The 15,340-nt window shown below is 73.5% G+C and carries 16 protein-coding genes; 6 read left to right on the plus strand and 10 right to left on the minus strand.

Annotation, left to right across the window (positions count from 1 at the left end):
- Nucleotides 1–658: 658 nt before the first annotated feature.
- From PUR71_RS14805 to PUR71_RS14850, 10 genes are all read right to left on the minus strand, one after another.
- Nucleotides 659–865, minus strand: a complete 207-nt coding sequence (locus PUR71_RS14805; RefSeq protein WP_329927447.1) for a hypothetical protein — start codon at nucleotides 863–865, stop codon at nucleotides 659–661.
- Between the two features lie 1,222 nt (nucleotides 866–2,087).
- Complete coding sequence (locus PUR71_RS14810) at nucleotides 2,088–2,438, minus strand: hypothetical protein (RefSeq protein ID WP_329927448.1); 351 nt, start codon at nucleotides 2,436–2,438, stop codon at nucleotides 2,088–2,090.
- The gene (locus tag PUR71_RS14815; protein ID WP_329927449.1) at nucleotides 2,435–3,118 is read right to left on the minus strand and encodes a hypothetical protein; all 684 of its coding nucleotides are present in this window, start codon (nucleotides 3,116–3,118) and stop codon (nucleotides 2,435–2,437) included. The genes PUR71_RS14810 and PUR71_RS14815 overlap by 4 nt, the downstream gene beginning before the upstream one ends.
- 446 nt (nucleotides 3,119–3,564) lie before the next feature.
- Nucleotides 3,565–5,340: a relaxase/mobilization nuclease domain-containing protein gene (locus tag PUR71_RS14820; protein ID WP_329927450.1), complete on the minus strand. Its 1,776-nt coding sequence runs from the start codon at nucleotides 5,338–5,340 to the stop codon at nucleotides 3,565–3,567.
- Nucleotides 5,337–5,789 (minus strand): MobC family plasmid mobilization relaxosome protein, encoded by a 453-nt coding sequence (locus tag PUR71_RS14825; protein ID WP_329927451.1) that lies wholly within the window; start codon nucleotides 5,787–5,789, stop codon nucleotides 5,337–5,339. Before PUR71_RS14825 ends, PUR71_RS14820 begins: the two co-directional genes overlap by 4 nt.
- 315 nt (nucleotides 5,790–6,104) lie before the next feature.
- Nucleotides 6,105–6,314 (minus strand): hypothetical protein, encoded by a 210-nt coding sequence (locus PUR71_RS14830; RefSeq protein WP_329927452.1) that lies wholly within the window; start codon nucleotides 6,312–6,314, stop codon nucleotides 6,105–6,107.
- Between the two features lie 50 nt (nucleotides 6,315–6,364).
- A complete protein-coding gene (locus PUR71_RS14835) occupies nucleotides 6,365–8,302 on the minus strand; it encodes a hypothetical protein (protein ID WP_329927453.1) in 1,938 nt (645 codons plus the stop codon).
- 725 nt (nucleotides 8,303–9,027) lie between these two features.
- Complete coding sequence (locus PUR71_RS14840) at nucleotides 9,028–9,189, minus strand: hypothetical protein (RefSeq protein ID WP_329927454.1); 162 nt, start codon at nucleotides 9,187–9,189, stop codon at nucleotides 9,028–9,030.
- Nucleotides 9,186–10,373: a helix-turn-helix domain-containing protein gene (locus PUR71_RS14845; RefSeq protein ID WP_329927455.1), complete on the minus strand. Its 1,188-nt coding sequence runs from the start codon at nucleotides 10,371–10,373 to the stop codon at nucleotides 9,186–9,188. Before PUR71_RS14845 ends, PUR71_RS14840 begins: the two co-directional genes overlap by 4 nt.
- Nucleotides 10,374–10,461: 88 nt before the next feature.
- A complete protein-coding gene (locus tag PUR71_RS14850) occupies nucleotides 10,462–11,208 on the minus strand; it encodes a GntR family transcriptional regulator (protein WP_329927456.1) in 747 nt (248 codons plus the stop codon).
- A gap of 411 nt (nucleotides 11,209–11,619) precedes the next feature.
- Here PUR71_RS14850 and PUR71_RS14855 point away from each other — a divergent pair, with 411 nt between their 5' ends.
- From PUR71_RS14855 to PUR71_RS14880, 6 genes are all read left to right on the plus strand, one after another.
- Nucleotides 11,620–11,850, plus strand: coding sequence for a hypothetical protein (locus PUR71_RS14855; RefSeq protein ID WP_329927457.1), 231 nt, complete (start codon nucleotides 11,620–11,622; stop codon nucleotides 11,848–11,850).
- On the plus strand, nucleotides 11,850–12,035 hold the full coding sequence (locus PUR71_RS14860) for a hypothetical protein (protein ID WP_329927458.1): 186 nt from the start codon (nucleotides 11,850–11,852) through the stop codon (nucleotides 12,033–12,035). Before PUR71_RS14855 ends, PUR71_RS14860 begins: the two co-directional genes overlap by 1 nt.
- 169 nt (nucleotides 12,036–12,204) lie before the next feature.
- Entirely contained in the window at nucleotides 12,205–13,257 is a 1,053-nt protein-coding gene (locus tag PUR71_RS14865) for a hypothetical protein (RefSeq protein WP_329927459.1), read from the plus strand.
- Nucleotides 13,258–13,271: 14 nt separating this feature from the next.
- Nucleotides 13,272–13,679 (plus strand): hypothetical protein, encoded by a 408-nt coding sequence (locus tag PUR71_RS14870; RefSeq protein ID WP_329927460.1) that lies wholly within the window; start codon nucleotides 13,272–13,274, stop codon nucleotides 13,677–13,679.
- 11 nt (nucleotides 13,680–13,690) lie between these two features.
- Nucleotides 13,691–14,599, plus strand: coding sequence for a hypothetical protein (locus PUR71_RS14875; RefSeq protein WP_329927461.1), 909 nt, complete (start codon nucleotides 13,691–13,693; stop codon nucleotides 14,597–14,599).
- Nucleotides 14,600–14,825: 226 nt separating this feature from the next.
- A complete protein-coding gene (locus PUR71_RS14880) occupies nucleotides 14,826–15,272 on the plus strand; it encodes a hypothetical protein (protein WP_329927462.1) in 447 nt (148 codons plus the stop codon).
- The last annotated feature ends 68 nt before the right edge of the window (nucleotides 15,273–15,340 follow it).

Here is a 15,340-nt window from a genome sequence, read left to right on the forward strand (position 1 = left end):
CCCCCTGCCCACCGGCCAACCCCTGGCCTCGCTCCTCGCCAGCGCCAACGCCGCCCCGCCCACCCCGCACTGACCGGACCGCCCCTCAAAACTCGTCACGTGACGAGTTGGAAAACGGGCGGGCGGTCCTCCCCTCCCGGCCGTCTCCCCTGCCCTGCCGCCGGAAGGTGCGTCGGCGGGCGTCACCGATCCCGGGGGCGCTGCCCCCAGACCCCCGGCCACCTCCGGGGAGTCGGGGCGCCTGGCGATCTTGTGCGGCGTGCGTCGGGGCGGGCGTGGACCGTATGGCGGGACTCCCCGGTAGACGGCACCCAAGGGCGTATCACGGCCTCTGGGGATCCCTCACCGGCCGCCAGCGGACCGTGCACGCCCGGCGAGATGGTCGGGACCCCCGGCAGCCGTGATTCGGGCAGGCCTGCCGCCCACCGGGGAGTCCCGCCACGGCCCCCACCCGTGGGTCAAGGACGATGGCCAGCCGAGCGCGAAAAGGCCGGCGCCCGGGACCGGACCCGGGGCCTACGCGTGCGCGCACGTGCGCGTGCGTCGTGCGCGCGCCTTGGGACCGGCCGACCAGCCGCCAGCGACGTGGTGATGATGATGACTTCGCCCGCGGCTTGCGCTCGGTCCGCCCCGGCCTGGCTCGCCAGCGGCGGCGAACCTACTTCAGTTCGTCGTTGATCGCGTCGAACACCATCCGCCCGAACCTCTCCGTCTCCGGGTCCGCCAGCCAGCGCTCAGCGAGGGCGCAGACCCTCGCACTCTCCTCCCGGAGGTCTTCCAGCTCCGACCCGCGCTCGCCCGCGCCCAGCAGTCGAGGCAGCGGATCATCGAGGTGGCGGTCCAGCCATGCAGTCGTGTCACTCATGCCGTGCCCAACGACCAACACGGCCAACCGACACAGCGACACACCCTGCATCACGGCCCGACGGCGAGCGACCCAAGCGACTCCGTTGGAGAATCCCTCTCACGTGATAGGGATTTCAAGATCATCTAGAGTGCTAAGGTATCGTCACTCCGCTGACGATACGGCCGCCTACTGGGCGGCCTTTTTGCTGTTCGCTCGCACCTCTGCGAGGAGGTCGGTCATGGTGACCCGGGCGAGTCCGCGGGACGGCCTCTTGGTGGGCGGGGGCGGGGTGGCCTGCTCCGGCACCGGCGCGGGCGGGGCGGCGGGCGCCGGCACTACTGGTGGTGTCGGAATCGCCTCGGCCCGCTGGCGCGCTTCGACCTTCGCCTGGTCGACTGCGGCGGCGAACCGCCGGGCCTCATACGCGCGCTGTCGGCAGCTTCGGCGGCAGTGCTGCCGGCGGCTCGCCGTCGCCGTGGTGAACGCCCGTTGGCACCCGGGGCACGTCCGCTCGCTCTGCCCCCCGGCCGTCGTCTCGTCCATCCCGCCAGGCTGCCAGGCCGGGACATGCCCGGCCGGGAGGCGCACTGCACCGGCCGTCACCGTGACAGTCGGCCCCACCGTCACCGTGACACTGCTGCCGGGCGCCTCGGCGGCCAGCCTCGACCGCGCGTCGGCGAGGGGACAGTGGGTCGTACTTCCCGAGCCGTCAGGGGTCTCGTAGGGAAGTAGTCGGCACGCTCGCACCCCTTGACCAGACCCCTTGACCCGCAGCTCAGACCCCTTGACCAGGGCCTCAGTTGAGCTCCCCCCGGGGCAACTCGAAGGGCAACTCGAAGGGCTACTCGTACGGCACCTCGTACGGCAACTTGTAGGGCTACTCGTAGGGCAGCCAGCCGTCACGGTGACAGTGGCCCCCACCGTCACCGTGACACCGGGCCGACTGTCACGGTGACGGCACCTCCGGGGCCCGCCGGCGGAACCCGGTGGGCGGTGCCGTCCGGCGCGAACGGACCGCACCCCGAACGCACGCCGACCGCGCCGGAGGGCACCGACCGTGGCCTGGGTCCAGGGCGCGGCAAGCGGCCCTGGTACCCCGGGCAGCAACCCGGGTCGCACCCCGCCGGCCACCCGGGTGCGCACCCGATCGGCGCAGGTGGGCACCAGGTGCGCACCCCCGAAAACGGCGCTGCCCGCCTCCCCGGACGAGCCGGATCGGCGGGCAGGACGGGGCGGCGGTCTACCAGGTGAGTTCTTCCTGTCCCTCGATCACCGGGCCCGGCCCGGCCTGCTCCGCCTCCGCCTCGTCGGCCGCCTTGCGGGCCTTCGACGCGGTGTTCTTGCCGAGCGCGCCGAAGATCCGGTTGAGCTGCTGCTCGTGGCGGTCGTTGATCGCGTCGATCTCGTCCCGCCGCTTCCGCGCCTCGTGCGCCCGCTGACGGCAGCCCTGCTTGCAGTACTTCGGCGCCGGCCCCCGCTTGTTCTCCGGGACGAACGGCGTGCTGCACCAGTCGCAGACCCGCAGCCGGACGGCCCGCTTCGGCTTCGGGCGGTCCGCCGGCTGCGGGTCGAGCGCGGCTTCCTCGGTCACAGCAGGCCCGTGGCGAAGGCGGTGAGTTCGGCGTCGACGCGGGTGGCGGCGGTGGCCCGGATCAGGTCGACCATGTATCGGCCGTACACCTCCTCCTGGGCCGCGGTCAGCTCGATGCGCTCCTGGCCCGCCCCGGCGCGGACCACGGCCAGCAGGTCGGCCCGGTCCTTCGCCGCCTCCCGCGTGATCTCGGTCTTGAGCACCGGGGCGAGCGCGCGGCGGGCCCAGGCGGCGACGGCCGCGCCGTCGGTGCTCTCCCCCTTCCACCACGGGGCGTGCCGGTCGCTGGCCGCGTCGTCGAGGAAGGCCGCCAGGTCGTCCTCCGCCTTAGCCAGCTCGTCGCGCAGCCAGCCCAGGTGGATCAGGTCCCGGGCCTCGACCTGGACGTCGAGCAGCTGCACCAGCTCCGTGCGGCCGTCCGCGCTGATCAGCACCGGCACACCGGGCACCAGGTCCGCCCTGCCGTAGACGACGTCGGCCGTGCCGGGCGTCAGGGCGTCGAGGACCCGCAGGTAGGACTGGTAGATCGCCTCGCCGTCGACGTGGTCGGGCAGCGGCGACCACGACTCGCCATCCTCGTCGGGCAGCGGGCGCAGCTGGATCAGCAGCGCCTCCTCCAGCGCGTAGAGGTCGCCCAGGATGTCGGGCTCGGCGGGCAGCAGCAGGTTCACGGTGGGCATCGGGGCCCCCCTCTCGGGTACGGCGGAGCGCGGCGACGGGTCGTCACCGGGCGTGGCCCCACTCTAAAACCTGTCACGTGACGAGTTCTAGAGTCCGTGGGGGTCCACCCGGAGCACGGCGGGCCGTCGCGCGCCCCCTCGGGACTCCCGATGCGGGTCCTGATGTGACTCCTGCTGCAGCTCCCGATGCGGCTCCTGATGCCAGCACCCCTCCCCCGCGCCGGACCCGGCATCTGTGCAGGTCAGATCATTGGTGGCGGGGGCCGTAAATTCCGACATCCCTCTCTCTGGGGTGGCTGCTGGCTGGTGGCGGCGGTCGAGGGCTCGGCGGGCGGTCGGCTCGGGCTGCGCCGGGCCGCCGGCCGGGGGTGCGCACCGGTTCCGGTGCTGGTCACGGCGGGTGCGCACCCGGGGTGTGCACCCCCACCCTTCAGACCGGCCGCCGGCTATCGGCCCGGCGTGCCACCCCGGCCGCGCGGGTCGGTTCCCCGGCGAAGGTGCGGCGGCTGCTGCCCGGTCCGCGCGGCGGGGCCGGCCTTCTTGGGCGCGGCCTTCTTCGGCCGGGCGGTGGTGCTGCCCGCCCGGGCGGCCCGGGCGGTCACCTCGCGGGCGAGGTCGGCGCGCACCTGGTCCTCGACGGCGGCCCGGTCGGCGGGCAGCGCGGCGCGGCGGTGCTGCTCGGCGAGCAGCTGCTCGACGCCTCGCCGGGCCTGGGCGACGGCGACCCGGGCCGCCTGCAGCGGCGCGGCGTGGTCGGCCTGCTGCACCCGGGCGTTCTGCTGGTCCGCCCTCAACGCGGTTTGGTCCAGGGCGTGCCAGCCCTGGTCCAGCTCGGCGAGCGCCTGGTCGTACGGGCCGGTGACGTCCGGCGGCGCGGTCTCGGCGGCTCGGCGCAGCGTGGCCTCGGCGAGGCGTTCCAAGCGGGCCGCTTCGGTGTCGGCGCGGTCGGCGAGGTCCGCGGCTGCGGTGGCCATGCCCTCGGCGTCAGCCCGGGATCCGGGCAGGCGCCAGCGTTGGCCGGCCTTTGCCCTGGACTCCGCCTCGACCTTGCGGGCGGCGGTGGCCTGCTGGCGCTGCTGGGCGGCGGCGGTGGCGTGGGCGGAGGCCTCGGCCTCGACGGCGACGGCGGCCGCCAGCTCGGCCCGGCGGCGGTGCAGCGCGACGCGGGCCGGTCCGGCGGTGACGCCGGAGGCGATGCCGTCCAGCCGCATGGCCGTGGACGTCTCGGCGCCGAGGGTGCGCTCGCGGGCGGCGAGGGTGGCGCGGGTGGTGCGCAGCGCGGCCGCGATGTCCGGCACGGTGCCGGCCGGGATGGCGGCGAGCTCCTGGGCGACGTCGGCGCGGCGCTGCTCGGCCCGCTGCTTGGCCTCGGCGAGGCGCTGCCGGGCAAGGTCCGCGGTGAGCACCGGCACCGGCCCGGCGGCGGGCGGCGCCTGCTCGGCCGGGGGATCCAGCACCGGCCTGAGCTTCTGCCAGGCCAGGTCCTTGGCCGTCTTCGACGCGGTGACCCAGACCTGCTCGCCCTCGGCGTCCGTCCACGACGGCAGGCTGAACGAGTAGCCGTTCATCCTGCCGGTGCTGGCGACGTTCGCCCGGTACTCGACACCGGCCTCCGTGAGCAGCTGCTCGAAGACAGCGCGGCCGCGGCCGGCTGCGGCATCGCGCGCGGCCCAGACGGCGGCGCGGATCTGCAGCCGTTCCGGCTCGGCCGCGCCCCGGCGCTGACTGGCCGCCCGTTCCTGCCCACTGACCTGCGGCGCGGTCCGGTTGGAGAGCGCGCCCGCGTCGACCAGGCCGTGTTCACGCTCCAGCGCCCGCACGATCGGCATGCTCTTGAGGTAGTCGCCGTGGTCGTCCACGGTCCGCCGGTCCCAGCCGACCCGGCTGACCGTCAGGTGGATGTGGTCGTCGCCGTGCCTCACCGCTACCCAGGGGCAGCCGCCGAAGCCCATCCGGCCGACGTACGCCTCGGCGATCGCGGCGAACTTCCTGTCGGTCAGCACGCCGTCCTCGTCGGGCAGGGAGAGGCTGCACCGCCAGATCGGCGTCTTGATCCCCGACGGGCGGGTGTGGTGGTCGATGATCCGGGCGATCTGCCGTGGCGTGCCGGGCACCGTCCCGGCGATCACCCGGGGCCGCTCGTGCTCGTCCCGGCGCCCCGGCCCGAAGTCGTAGAGCAGCGCGCCGCTGGCCCGCTTGCCCTTGGTGATCTTCGCGATCACGCCGGGCCGCCGTCCGGGTCGATCCACGCCTCGTCGTCGGCGACGTCCTGGTCCTCGTCGTCCTGATCGCCGTCGCCGAACGGCCGCAGTCCGCGGACCACCAGCGCGGCGTCGCCGACCGCCTCGATCGCGGCCGCCAGGCGCGCGTGCAGCTCCGCCGGGACACCGCCGGCGGTGTTCGCCTGGAACGCGATCTGGTTCAGGTTGTTGCCGATCGCGGCGAGCTGCACGAAGACCGCGTGGTTCACCTCGGGCACCATCGGCACCTCGCCGAGCCCGGGCTGACCAAGCGCGTCGTTCACCGCCGCACGGATCCACGCGCCGAACTCCTTGCGGCCGGTGGCGGCGAACGCCTCCTGCCACAGCTCCTCCTCGGCGTCCGACAGGTTCACCGTGTGCCGGTTGTCCCGCTTCCCGGCCGCCGTCAGTCGGCCCGTTTTGCCCGGCACCTCGGTCACCTTTCGTCGCTCGCGGATGCCGAGCACGGCGCCCCCGGGCGCCGGGCCGGCGGGCCCGTCGCCGCCAGGCGGCGGAGCCCCTTCCCGACCCCGAAGCGTAGCGAGGGGCGGGCGAGCAGGAGCAAGCGCAGCGCAGCTCCCTAGCTCGCTCCGTAGAAGTCGGCGGGGCTGGGCGGCCAACGCCCTGACCTGCCGACTTCTACGGAGCCACCGTCGTGGGCTTGACCAGACGTCACCGGCCGTCGCGCTCGGGGCCGCCAGGCCCCGGGCTCCGGCGCTCGCGCCGGAGGGAGCGGCCACCTCCGGTCAGCCGGCTGACGGCGCCTGGTCCTCGGGCGCCCGCAGCGTGAGCAGGCGGCGGCCGGTCGGCGCGACGGCGGCCGGGACTGCCGGCGGTTCCGCGGTGAGCGCGGCGAGCTCGGCGGCGGTCCGGCCGGGGCGGTGCGGCTCGACGGCGGCGACGTCCTGGTGCTCGCGGTCGACGCCGGGGCCGAGCGGGCGGCGGTGGGTGGTCATCGGATCGGACTCCTCGGGTCGGGGGGTGTGCACCTGGTGTGCGTACCAGGTCAGGGCTGGTGTGCACCCTGGTGTGCGGGGTGCGCACCGGTGGCCGGCGGCGCGGATTCGCCCCGGCGGGCGCGGGCCGCCTGCCGGATGAGGCCGAGCAGGTTGTCCGGCTCAGGCCGGGCGAGGGCCTCGGCGAGCGCGGCCGGGACCGGGTCGGCGGGCGCCTGGTCGTCGTTGGCGAGGGCCGCCAGGCGCTGCGGCTTGGGCGTGCGCCTGCCCTGCTGCAGCTTGCGGCGGGCGTCGGCCTCCAGACGGCGCTGCTGGAGACCCTCGATCACCCCGTCGTAGAGCTGCTGGAGTTCGCCGGAGCTGAGCAGCCGGACGTCCTCGGCCCGGCCGCCGGCCGCTTCGACGACGCCGACGACGTTCTCCAGGCAGATGCCGTTGCCCTCGGTGGCCTGGCTGACGGCCTGGTCGTGGCCGGTGGCGGCGACCTTGTGCCAGGCACCGGTCCTGATCTGGACGCCCGCCCTGAACTCGGAGACGGCCTCGCCCTCGAAGAGGAGGTCCATGTTGTCCTCGTCGTCGTCGCCGCCGGTGAGGCCGAGGAGGGAGCGCAGGTAGCGGGTCCACTCGATGGCACGGCGCCCGGAGGTGGCCTCCTCGTACTCGGCCCACCACTCCAGGCACTGCTCCAGCGAGCCGTGCCCGTCGACCATGTGGGGCGGCTTGCCCTTGAGGAGCTCACCGATTCGGGTGAGCAGCTGGAAGGGCGCCATGTTGCCCTTCCACGCGGCCTTGTTGTGGGCGCCGGCGAGTTCGGCGGCCGGGTTCTTGCCGTCCTGGGTCTTGGCGAGGTACTCGCCGAAGCGCTCGGCGTCCCGCACGGTCTTGAGGCGCTCGAAGTGCACGCCGTGGCCCTCCCCGTTGCACTTGCAGTCGGGGATCTCGCAGGTCAGGGACGGCTCGAAGGTCGGGTCGATGGCCTTGAGACTCCCGGTCCACACCGTGCGCCACTCCTCCTTCCACTCGGCCAGGTCCTCCTCCTCGGGCTCGAAGGTTCCGACGACGCGCTTGTCCCAGCCGCCACCCTCGGTACGGCCTCCAACCAGCACGATCGCGTGGATGTGCGGGTGGAAGCCGTTGGCCAGACCGACCGTCACCTCGGTGGCGCGAATCATGCCGATGTAGCCGATCTTGTTCCGGATGCCCTCACCGTGCTCCGGCCCGCCCGCCCACGTTCCGCCGGTGATGAGCCGCTGGTAGGCCCCCGCCTTGCGAACCTTGCCCCGGGCCGCCTGACGGGCCTCCAGGACGCCCTGCTTGGCCTCCTGGAGCCACTCGGCCGCCACTTCCCGGGCGTCGGCCATCGCCTCCCTCTTCTGGCCCTTGGGCGCGGCGCGGCGGGCCGCGTCGACGGCCGCCCGGCGGCGCGCCCACGTCTCGGCGACGTTGAGCTTGGCCGCGACGATCGCCGCCTTGGCGGCCTCCCGTTCGGCGAGGGGTGCCGAGCGGGTGCCCTGGAGCGCGTCCATGAGGTCGGAGAGGCGGCTTGCCCTGGTATGGCGGGGGGTGAAGGTGACGGCGTAGGCGCTGCCCCCGGCCTTGATCCACTTCACGACGGCCTGGCTGATCTCCGAGGTGCGGCGGTTGCGGATCTTGGCGGAGCAGATCGGGCAGAGCCAGATCCGGCCGCACTTGAGCACGCCGAGCAGCACCGAGTAGCCCTCGGCGGTCTGGGCCTGGATCGCCCCGGTGTCCGGGTCCATGACGGCCCGACCGCAGGCCCGGCACGCGCGGTCCCCGGTGATCTCCCACAGCGTGCGGCGCCCGGCGTACCGGCGCGACGCGGCGGCCCGGCGGGCCTTCTCCTGGCGGGCAAGGTCGGGGTCGACGCGGGCGGCGCGGGCCGCAGCGGTGGTCTCCAAGTCGGCCGGGCGCGTGCCGTACGGCCCCGCCTCCTCGGGTTCGTGGTGGTGCTGCTTGTCCCGATCCAAACCCGCCGTCGTGGCTGGGGTCTGCGAGAGGGGGGCCCCCCTCTCGCGCTCTCCCCCGGAGAGTCCGCCCGTCTGCCCTCCGACCGTCGTTGAGCGGTCCGGAAACTCTGCTGTTCTTTTCCCTAGCAGGGCCGCGCGCGTTTTCGGTCGCGAAAACCGGCGTTGACCTGCGGAAATGGGGGTCTCAACCCCGGACACCGAGCCGGGCTCTGACGCCCCGTTCTGTGCGCGTGTGTCCGGTTCGCCGGATTGGATCCGCTTTGACCGCTTACGGCACGCATCGGAGCAGTAGGTCGCGGCGACCTTGCCCGGTACGACCCTGACGGCGCGTCGGCACATCGGGCACTTCGGCCGCTTCGGCCGGCGGGCATGGGTACGGCCACCGGCGGCCGGGCGCTCGACCGCAGTAGCGGGAGCGGCATCCGGGCCGGTGGCCTGCGGATTCTGGGGTGTTGTTGCGCGGATGCCGGAGGCACCCGTTACCATCGGGTCCAAGAGGTCAGGTTTCCTGTGTTATCGCGGCCAGCGAATTCTTTAGGGCCTGAACTCCAGAGAGGCCGGGTGTTCCACCACCCGGTCTTTCGCTATTTCAGGCCTTTGACGACCGATCATGCCCTACTTCCGCGCCGGATGTGGCGCGCGGCGCGAAAGCGCGGGATGTGACCTGGACGACCAACAGGGCCCGGCCCCCACCTGGGGGACGGGCCCTGCGGCGGTTCTGCGCGTCACTCCACGTCGGGGGTGAGGCCGTGGCGGCGCTCCCACTCCCGCCAGCAGCCCCTGACGATGCTCTCGATCACGGGGTCCGGGTTGTGCTCGTGTTCCTTGATCGCGGCGACGAGTTCGGCGTCGGTGAAGTCCGGGATCACCTTGTTCGGCCAGCTCACGCGGCAGCCTCCCCGTTGACGACCTTGCGGACGTAGGACGGCGAGCAGTCGGCGCGGCGGGCGGCCTCGCGCTGGCTGGCCCCCTCGGCGATCGCCTCCAAGATCAGTTCGCGGCGGCGCTCCGGGGTCATCTCCCCGGTGGTCTCCGGCTCCTGGTCCTCGTCGGCCTCGTCCTGGCCGTCCTCGGCGTCAATCTGCTGGTCAGAGCCGGTGTGCACGTCGGTGTGCACCTCGATGCGCACCTGGTCCGAGACGGACTTGAGCCATCGGTCGACGGGGAGCTGGGGCTGCAAGGGCTCGACGACGACGGCCTGGTCCTCCTCGACCTCCGCCTCCGCGTAGATCCCCGGGTCCGGCTGCCACGCCTCCATCTCCTCCTCGACGGCGGGCACCTGCTCGACGGTCGGGGTGGTCGGCGGCTCGACAGCGGCCGGGGCCACCGGGGCCGGGGCGGGGAGTTCCGCCGGCTGCTGCGCGGGGACGCGGTGGTACAGGGCGTCGAGCGCGGTCAGCGCGGTGTTGGCGGTGCGCTCGGCGTAGGCCGCGGGCAGCGACTGCCCGAGCCTCGGGTCGTTCTGGCCCAAGTTCCTGGCGAGCTTCCAGGCCGCCTTCCCCGAGCGCTTGCGGGCCCGCTCGTCGGGGTGATGCTGGGCGCGGGCCTGGTGCCACTCGATCTGGCGCAGGATCTCGCCGGTCTTCCGGTCGGCCTCGGCGTCGACTCCAGTCGAGGCGACGACGATCGAGCGGGCGAGGAAACCGGCCATCTCGGCGGCGACGGTCATCGCCACCGGCGTCACGACGTTGACCACGGCGTGCTGGTAGTCGTCCTTGACCGCGGCGACCGCCGCGCCAGTCACCGCAGCGGCGATCGGGACCAGCCACAGGCCGACCCTCAGGCCCGCCGGGTAGGGCCGGCTGATCAGGGTCAGGCCCACGAGCGTGAGACCCAGCACGGCGATTGCGCCCTCGCCTCCGGCGACGATGCCGATCGCCGTCCAGCCGGAACCGAACGCGGCCTTCATGTTGAAGAACGTGGCGACGGCTCCGCCGAGGCCGACGCCCGCCGACACCACGAAGATGAGGCGGAACACCCTCAGGGCGGGCTTGCTCATCTCCTGGCGGGCGGGGGTGCGCACCTGGTGCGCAGGGGTGTGCGGGCCGGTGTTCGGGTCATAATCGATCACGTGTGACACGGGGTTCCTCCGTCGATCACAGGGGCCGGCCTCGGGTGCACGAGGTCGGCCCCACCTGTCTGTCGGGGTCGAGTCTGGGTTAGAGCTCGTAGTCGTAGACGCTGACGCGGCCGGGGCCGGAGACGCTGACGCCGTACTCCACGACGACCTGGTCGCCGGTTCGGAGAATGGTCGACGCCTCCTTCACCGCCGCCGGGAGGGTGAGGCCGAGCGCCAGCGCGTCGGCCTGGGTCGCGAGCCGGACGTCGATGGCGTCGCGGCCGACGACGGCCTGGTGGCCGGTGACCCTCTCCAGGTAGCCCCAGGAGCCCTCGGGGATGCGCTCGGGGACGAGCAGCAGCGGTGCGACCTCGGCGAACGCGCCGTCGTACCAGCTGGTGCTGGCTGAGAGCGGCTTGTCGTCGCGGCTGTAGGTGACGCGCAGTCGGCTGATTGCGGGCGCCCCCACCTCGATGCCGAGCACCTCGGCGACGTCGGCGGGCGCGGGCACCACCTCGGCGGAGACGATCCGGGCGTACTCGCCGGTGTCGCCGTAGATCCGGCCGGTCTTGCGAGTGGCAACGGCCCGGTCCATGCCGCTGCGGTGCAGCGGCTTCGGGCTGCCCTTGACCCTGGCCACCTGACCCGGGCGGGTCTCGACCAGGCCCTCGGCGGCGAGGGTGGCGACCGCACGCTGGGCGGTCGGCCGGCTGACCTTCCACTCCCGCGCGATCTCGGTCGCCGACGGGAGCGCGTCTCCGGGGGCAAGCGCGCCGCTGTCGATCTGTTCTCGCAGGTGGGAGACCACCTGCTGGTACGCGGGCGCCGGGCGCTCGATCTCAGGCACAGCTGAGTCCTTTCGGTTTTGGGGGCTGGCTCGGGCGCTCTTCACCTTAGCCGGGCGGTTGCCATGTAACCACATGTCTTATCAGGTAGGCCATACCTGCCACCTGTGTTGACAGGTGGTCATATCTGAGGGCACATTAGACCCACGACGCCGCACAGGGGTTGGAGGGAAAAACCCTCTGACCTTTGGTTTTGCGGATTCGCTGACACGCAGGCCGCTCCTTGCACCAGGCGCGGACCTGTAAAAGCACCTGGCTGCCAGGGCTGACCTGGCGACCCGCGCAGAGAGGAACCCTCGCGTGGCCAACAACCCGCCGCCCGTCCCCCCGATCACCCCCGCCGACCTGGCCCGTGCCGCGTCCGGCGCCCGCCGGCTGCTGGCCGTCCTGCTCGGCAAGAGCGGCGGTGTCCGGTGAGCAAGCTCAGCCACCTGCCCGGCCTGGGCGACCTCGACGCCGAGGGCGTCGGCTACCGCGTCGTCCAGCCCGTCAGCGTCGAGACCGTCCGCGACCTGGTGAAGGCGAAGGCGTTCAGCCGCGTCGAGATCAGCGACGGCTGCGGCGGTTCCCCCCGGTTCAGCGCCATGTACTGGCTCGACGGTGCGCCGGTCGTCATCACCGGCCGGATCGAGGAGCGCGACTGATGGGCCTCCTCCGCCGCTCCGAGTCGAAGCCGACCACCCGCACGGACACCCCCGCCACCCACGTCGACCCCAGCACCGGCCGCACCTGGACCGCTGACTCCTACGACGAGGCCCGCGCCAACGGCCGCGTGGTGCACGCCCCCCGCACCACCCACAGCAACGACCAGCTCGGCCGCCAGTCCTGACCCCCCAACCGGCAGGTGCGCACCCCGCACACCACGGGGTGCGCACCTCCTCTGACCTGGAGATTCACATGATCGGCGAAATGATCTGCCTCCTCCTGATCGTGGGGGACGCGGGACTGATGACCTGGTACGGCATCCGCCTGCTGGCCCGCCGCGGGGGGTGGAACCGGTGACCGTCCCCCCGCCCCCCACCGAGCCGCCCACCGCCGGCATGCCGCCCGAGGACGCCCGCCCCGCCGGGGACGGCGTCGTCGACGCCGTCGTAGCGGAGTGGTGGCGCAAGGATGGCCCCCGCATCCCCGCCCCGGCCCCCGGCCCGGCGGACGCCCCGCCCGTGCACACCCCGGTCCCGGTTGGCGCCGGCCATGCCGGTCCGCCCTCGATGGAGGAGGCCGCGCGGACGTTCTGGGGCCCGGCCCGCGAGATCTTCGCCGAGCAGGCCACGGCGATCGCCTCGCAGGTCGGCCAGCAGGTCACGCAGCTCCTCAGCGAGACCGAGGCCCAGCGCTACGCCCGCGAGCAGGTCGAGTACGAGGCCCTGATCGCCCGCCAGCGCGCCGAGCGCGACGCCGCGTTCAAGGCCGCCGGGGAGACCGCCGCCCAGCGCGCCGAGCGCCACCGCGTCGAGGACGTCCTCACCCCAGACCGCCCGCTCCACCGCCAGGACCTCGTCGGCCTGGTCGACCTGCTCGGCGCCCGGATCACCGAGACCCCTGAGGAGCGGACCGCCCGCCTGGAGGCCGAGCGCGAACTCGCCAAGCGGCGGGCCCGCGCCGAGGAGGACGCCCGCCTGGCCGTCGCCGGGGAGACGCCCGAGCAACGGACTAAGCGTCACCGTCAGCAGCGGCTCGCCGACGAGCGCGAGGCCCGCACCCGGGCCCGCCGCCAACGCCGCCAGGCCGCCCGCGCCCACACCCCCACCGACCGCACCCGCCGCTTCCGCCGCTGGTGCACGCTCACCGCGATCAGCGCGATCGCCGGCTACTCCACCGGCCTCGTGCAGATGATCGCCCCCGGCGGACCCTTCGTCGGCCTGTTCCTCGCCGCCGCCGGCGCCCTGCTCGACCTGCTGATCCGCGACCGGGGCCGCCTGCGCGTCTCCGAAGTCCGCGGCGGCTTCCCCCTCCTGCTCCTGATCGCCGTGCGCGTCCCGGTGGCCTCCGGCCTCGCCGTCGCGCTCGGCCTCGACCACGCCCTCGCCTACCTCCCCCTCTACCGGTAAAGGACTTCACCACCATGAGCAGCCTCATCGCCCTGGGCACCGGCGGCGCCGCCACCGTCGCGACCTTCTACCTGTACGTCGGTGTGCGCGGGAACAACAAGATCAACGTCAAGCCCGAGCACGTCCCCTACTGGGCTTTCGGCATCGGCGAGTTGGCGGCCAACGCGGGCACCGCCTTCCAGCAGATCTCCGGAATCGGCACGCAGTTGAGCGACTCGTTCAAGGGCAACGCCGCCATCGGCGACTGGCAGACCGGCGCGACCGCCGCGCTCCTGACCATCGCCGTGTTCGGCCTCAAGCCGAAGGCGTGGAAGGACGCCCTGTGCGGCGCCATCGCCCCGTCGCTGTTCGCCGCCGCCGGCGGCCTGTGGGTCCTGCCCGCGTCCCTCGTCAGCGGCCTCATCGCCGCCTTCGCCAAGTAGGGGCGGAGACGATGGAGAAGATCATCCCCACCGAGAGCCTCCGCGCCACCCTGATGTGGCCGGTCACCGGCCTGTGCACCGGCACACCCGTCCTCGTCCGCCGGCTGATGGCGCCCCACCGCGAGCGGCGCGCCGAGGCCGCCGCGCTCAGGGCCAGGCGGGAGCAGCTCGCCGCCCTGGCCGCCGAGGCCGCCGAGGCGGAGCTCGCCAAGAAGCTGGTCGCCGAGAGCGACCCGGTCAAGCGCGCCGCCCTGCTCCAGGCCCAGGAGACCGCGCAGGTGACGGCCCGCGAGATCGAGCAGGAGCAGGCCAGGGCCGCTCGCAAGGCCAGCTTCGACAAGGTCAAGGAGGCCGCGGGCGGTGCCGCCCTGCTGCTGATCGTCGGCGGCCCGCTGGTCTGGTCCCTCGCCCGCCCCTGGATCGGGCCCGGTATCGGCCTGATCATCGGGGGCTGGTGGATCGCCGCCCTCATCCACGCCCCCGCCCCGACCCCGAAAACCGGCACCAAGGACGGCTCCCCGGTCGACTCCGACGACGTCCTCGACGACGTCGAGGAGGACCAGGACGAGCCTCGCGTGGCCGTCCCCCCGACCCTCACCACCGCCGAACTGACCGCCACCGTCGAGCACATGGTCGCCATCCGCGCCCAGCGCGACGACGGCCGCGGCCACGTCCACCTGTCCGAGATCCTCCAGAGCCTCCAGCGCCACGACCGCTACCCCGGGTACACGGCGAGGGATTTCGGCTCCGTCCTGCGGTCCGCCGGCCTTCCCGTCGAACGGTCCGTCCGGGTCAAGGGAGCAACCCCTCAGGAAGTCACCACGGGCTTCTCCTTCAAGGGCCTCACCGCCCACCTCGGGCACCCTCCCCGGCTGCCCGCCCGACCCTCCCCCGAGCCCACCCCCGCCGAGGCCGTCTGACCGGCCCTCACCCACCACCACCAAGAGCCCCCGTTCGGCCCCGGCCGAGCGGGGGCTCTGGCATGCTCGGAGCGCCCCTCTCCGCCGCTCTCCCCCGAGGAGGACCAGGCCCCCGCCGTCGCCGACTACAACCCCCGCGCGACCTGCGAAAACTACTCGACTACAGCCCCGACTACACCCCGACTACAACCCCCGACTACACCCCTGCCGGAAGGGGATCGCCGACTTGTACCGCTACCGCTGCGGGGTCTGCCGCACCATCAGCGACCACCTCTACGCCTGGCAGGCCGAGGACGAACAGCGTCGACACATCGACTCCGTCCACGACGGCCGCACCCCCGAGCAGCAGAGCATCACCCCTGTCGACGGCCCGCCCGACCCCCCGCTCTTCCGGCCGCCCGCACCGCCCGGCCCGCCCCCCGGCATCCCCCTCCACCACGAGATCATCCTCGGGATCACCAAGTCCCCCCGGTCACTGGCCGTCACCATCGCGGCCCTCGCCTTCGTCGGCTCGCTCCTCGTCGCATGGCTCGTCCACACCGCGCCGACCTTCCCCGTGCCGCCGCCGTACACCCCGCCGGCCGCCACCCACACCCCCCTCCCCCTGCCCACCGGCCAACCCCTGGCCTCGCTCCTCGCCAGCGCCAACGCCGCCCCGCCCACCCCGCACTGACCGGACCGCCCCTCAAAACTCGTCACGTGACGAGTTGGAAAACGGGCGGGCGGTCCTCCCCTCCCGGC

The organism is Streptomyces sp. SP17BM10 (assembly GCF_036322405.1).
Classification (GTDB): domain Bacteria; phylum Actinomycetota; class Actinomycetes; order Streptomycetales; family Streptomycetaceae; genus Kitasatospora.

Bases quoted from the DNA above. Each gene is read 5' to 3' on its own strand.
- PUR71_RS14875 (WP_329927461.1), top strand. From the start codon at position 13,691: ATGGAGAAGATCATCCCCACCGAGAGCCTCCGCGCCACCCTGATGTGG.
- PUR71_RS14860 (WP_329927458.1), top strand. From the start codon at position 11,850: ATGGGCCTCCTCCGCCGCTCCGAGTCGAAGCCGACCACCCGCACGGAC.
- PUR71_RS14830 (WP_329927452.1), bottom strand. From the start codon at position 6,314: ATGACCACCCACCGCCGCCCGCTCGGCCCCGGCGTCGACCGCGAGCAC.
- PUR71_RS14815 (WP_329927449.1), bottom strand. From the start codon at position 3,118: ATGCCCACCGTGAACCTGCTGCTGCCCGCCGAGCCCGACATCCTGGGC.
- PUR71_RS14805 (WP_329927447.1), bottom strand. From the start codon at position 865: ATGAGTGACACGACTGCATGGCTGGACCGCCACCTCGATGATCCGCTG.
- PUR71_RS14870 (WP_329927460.1), top strand. From the start codon at position 13,272: ATGAGCAGCCTCATCGCCCTGGGCACCGGCGGCGCCGCCACCGTCGCG.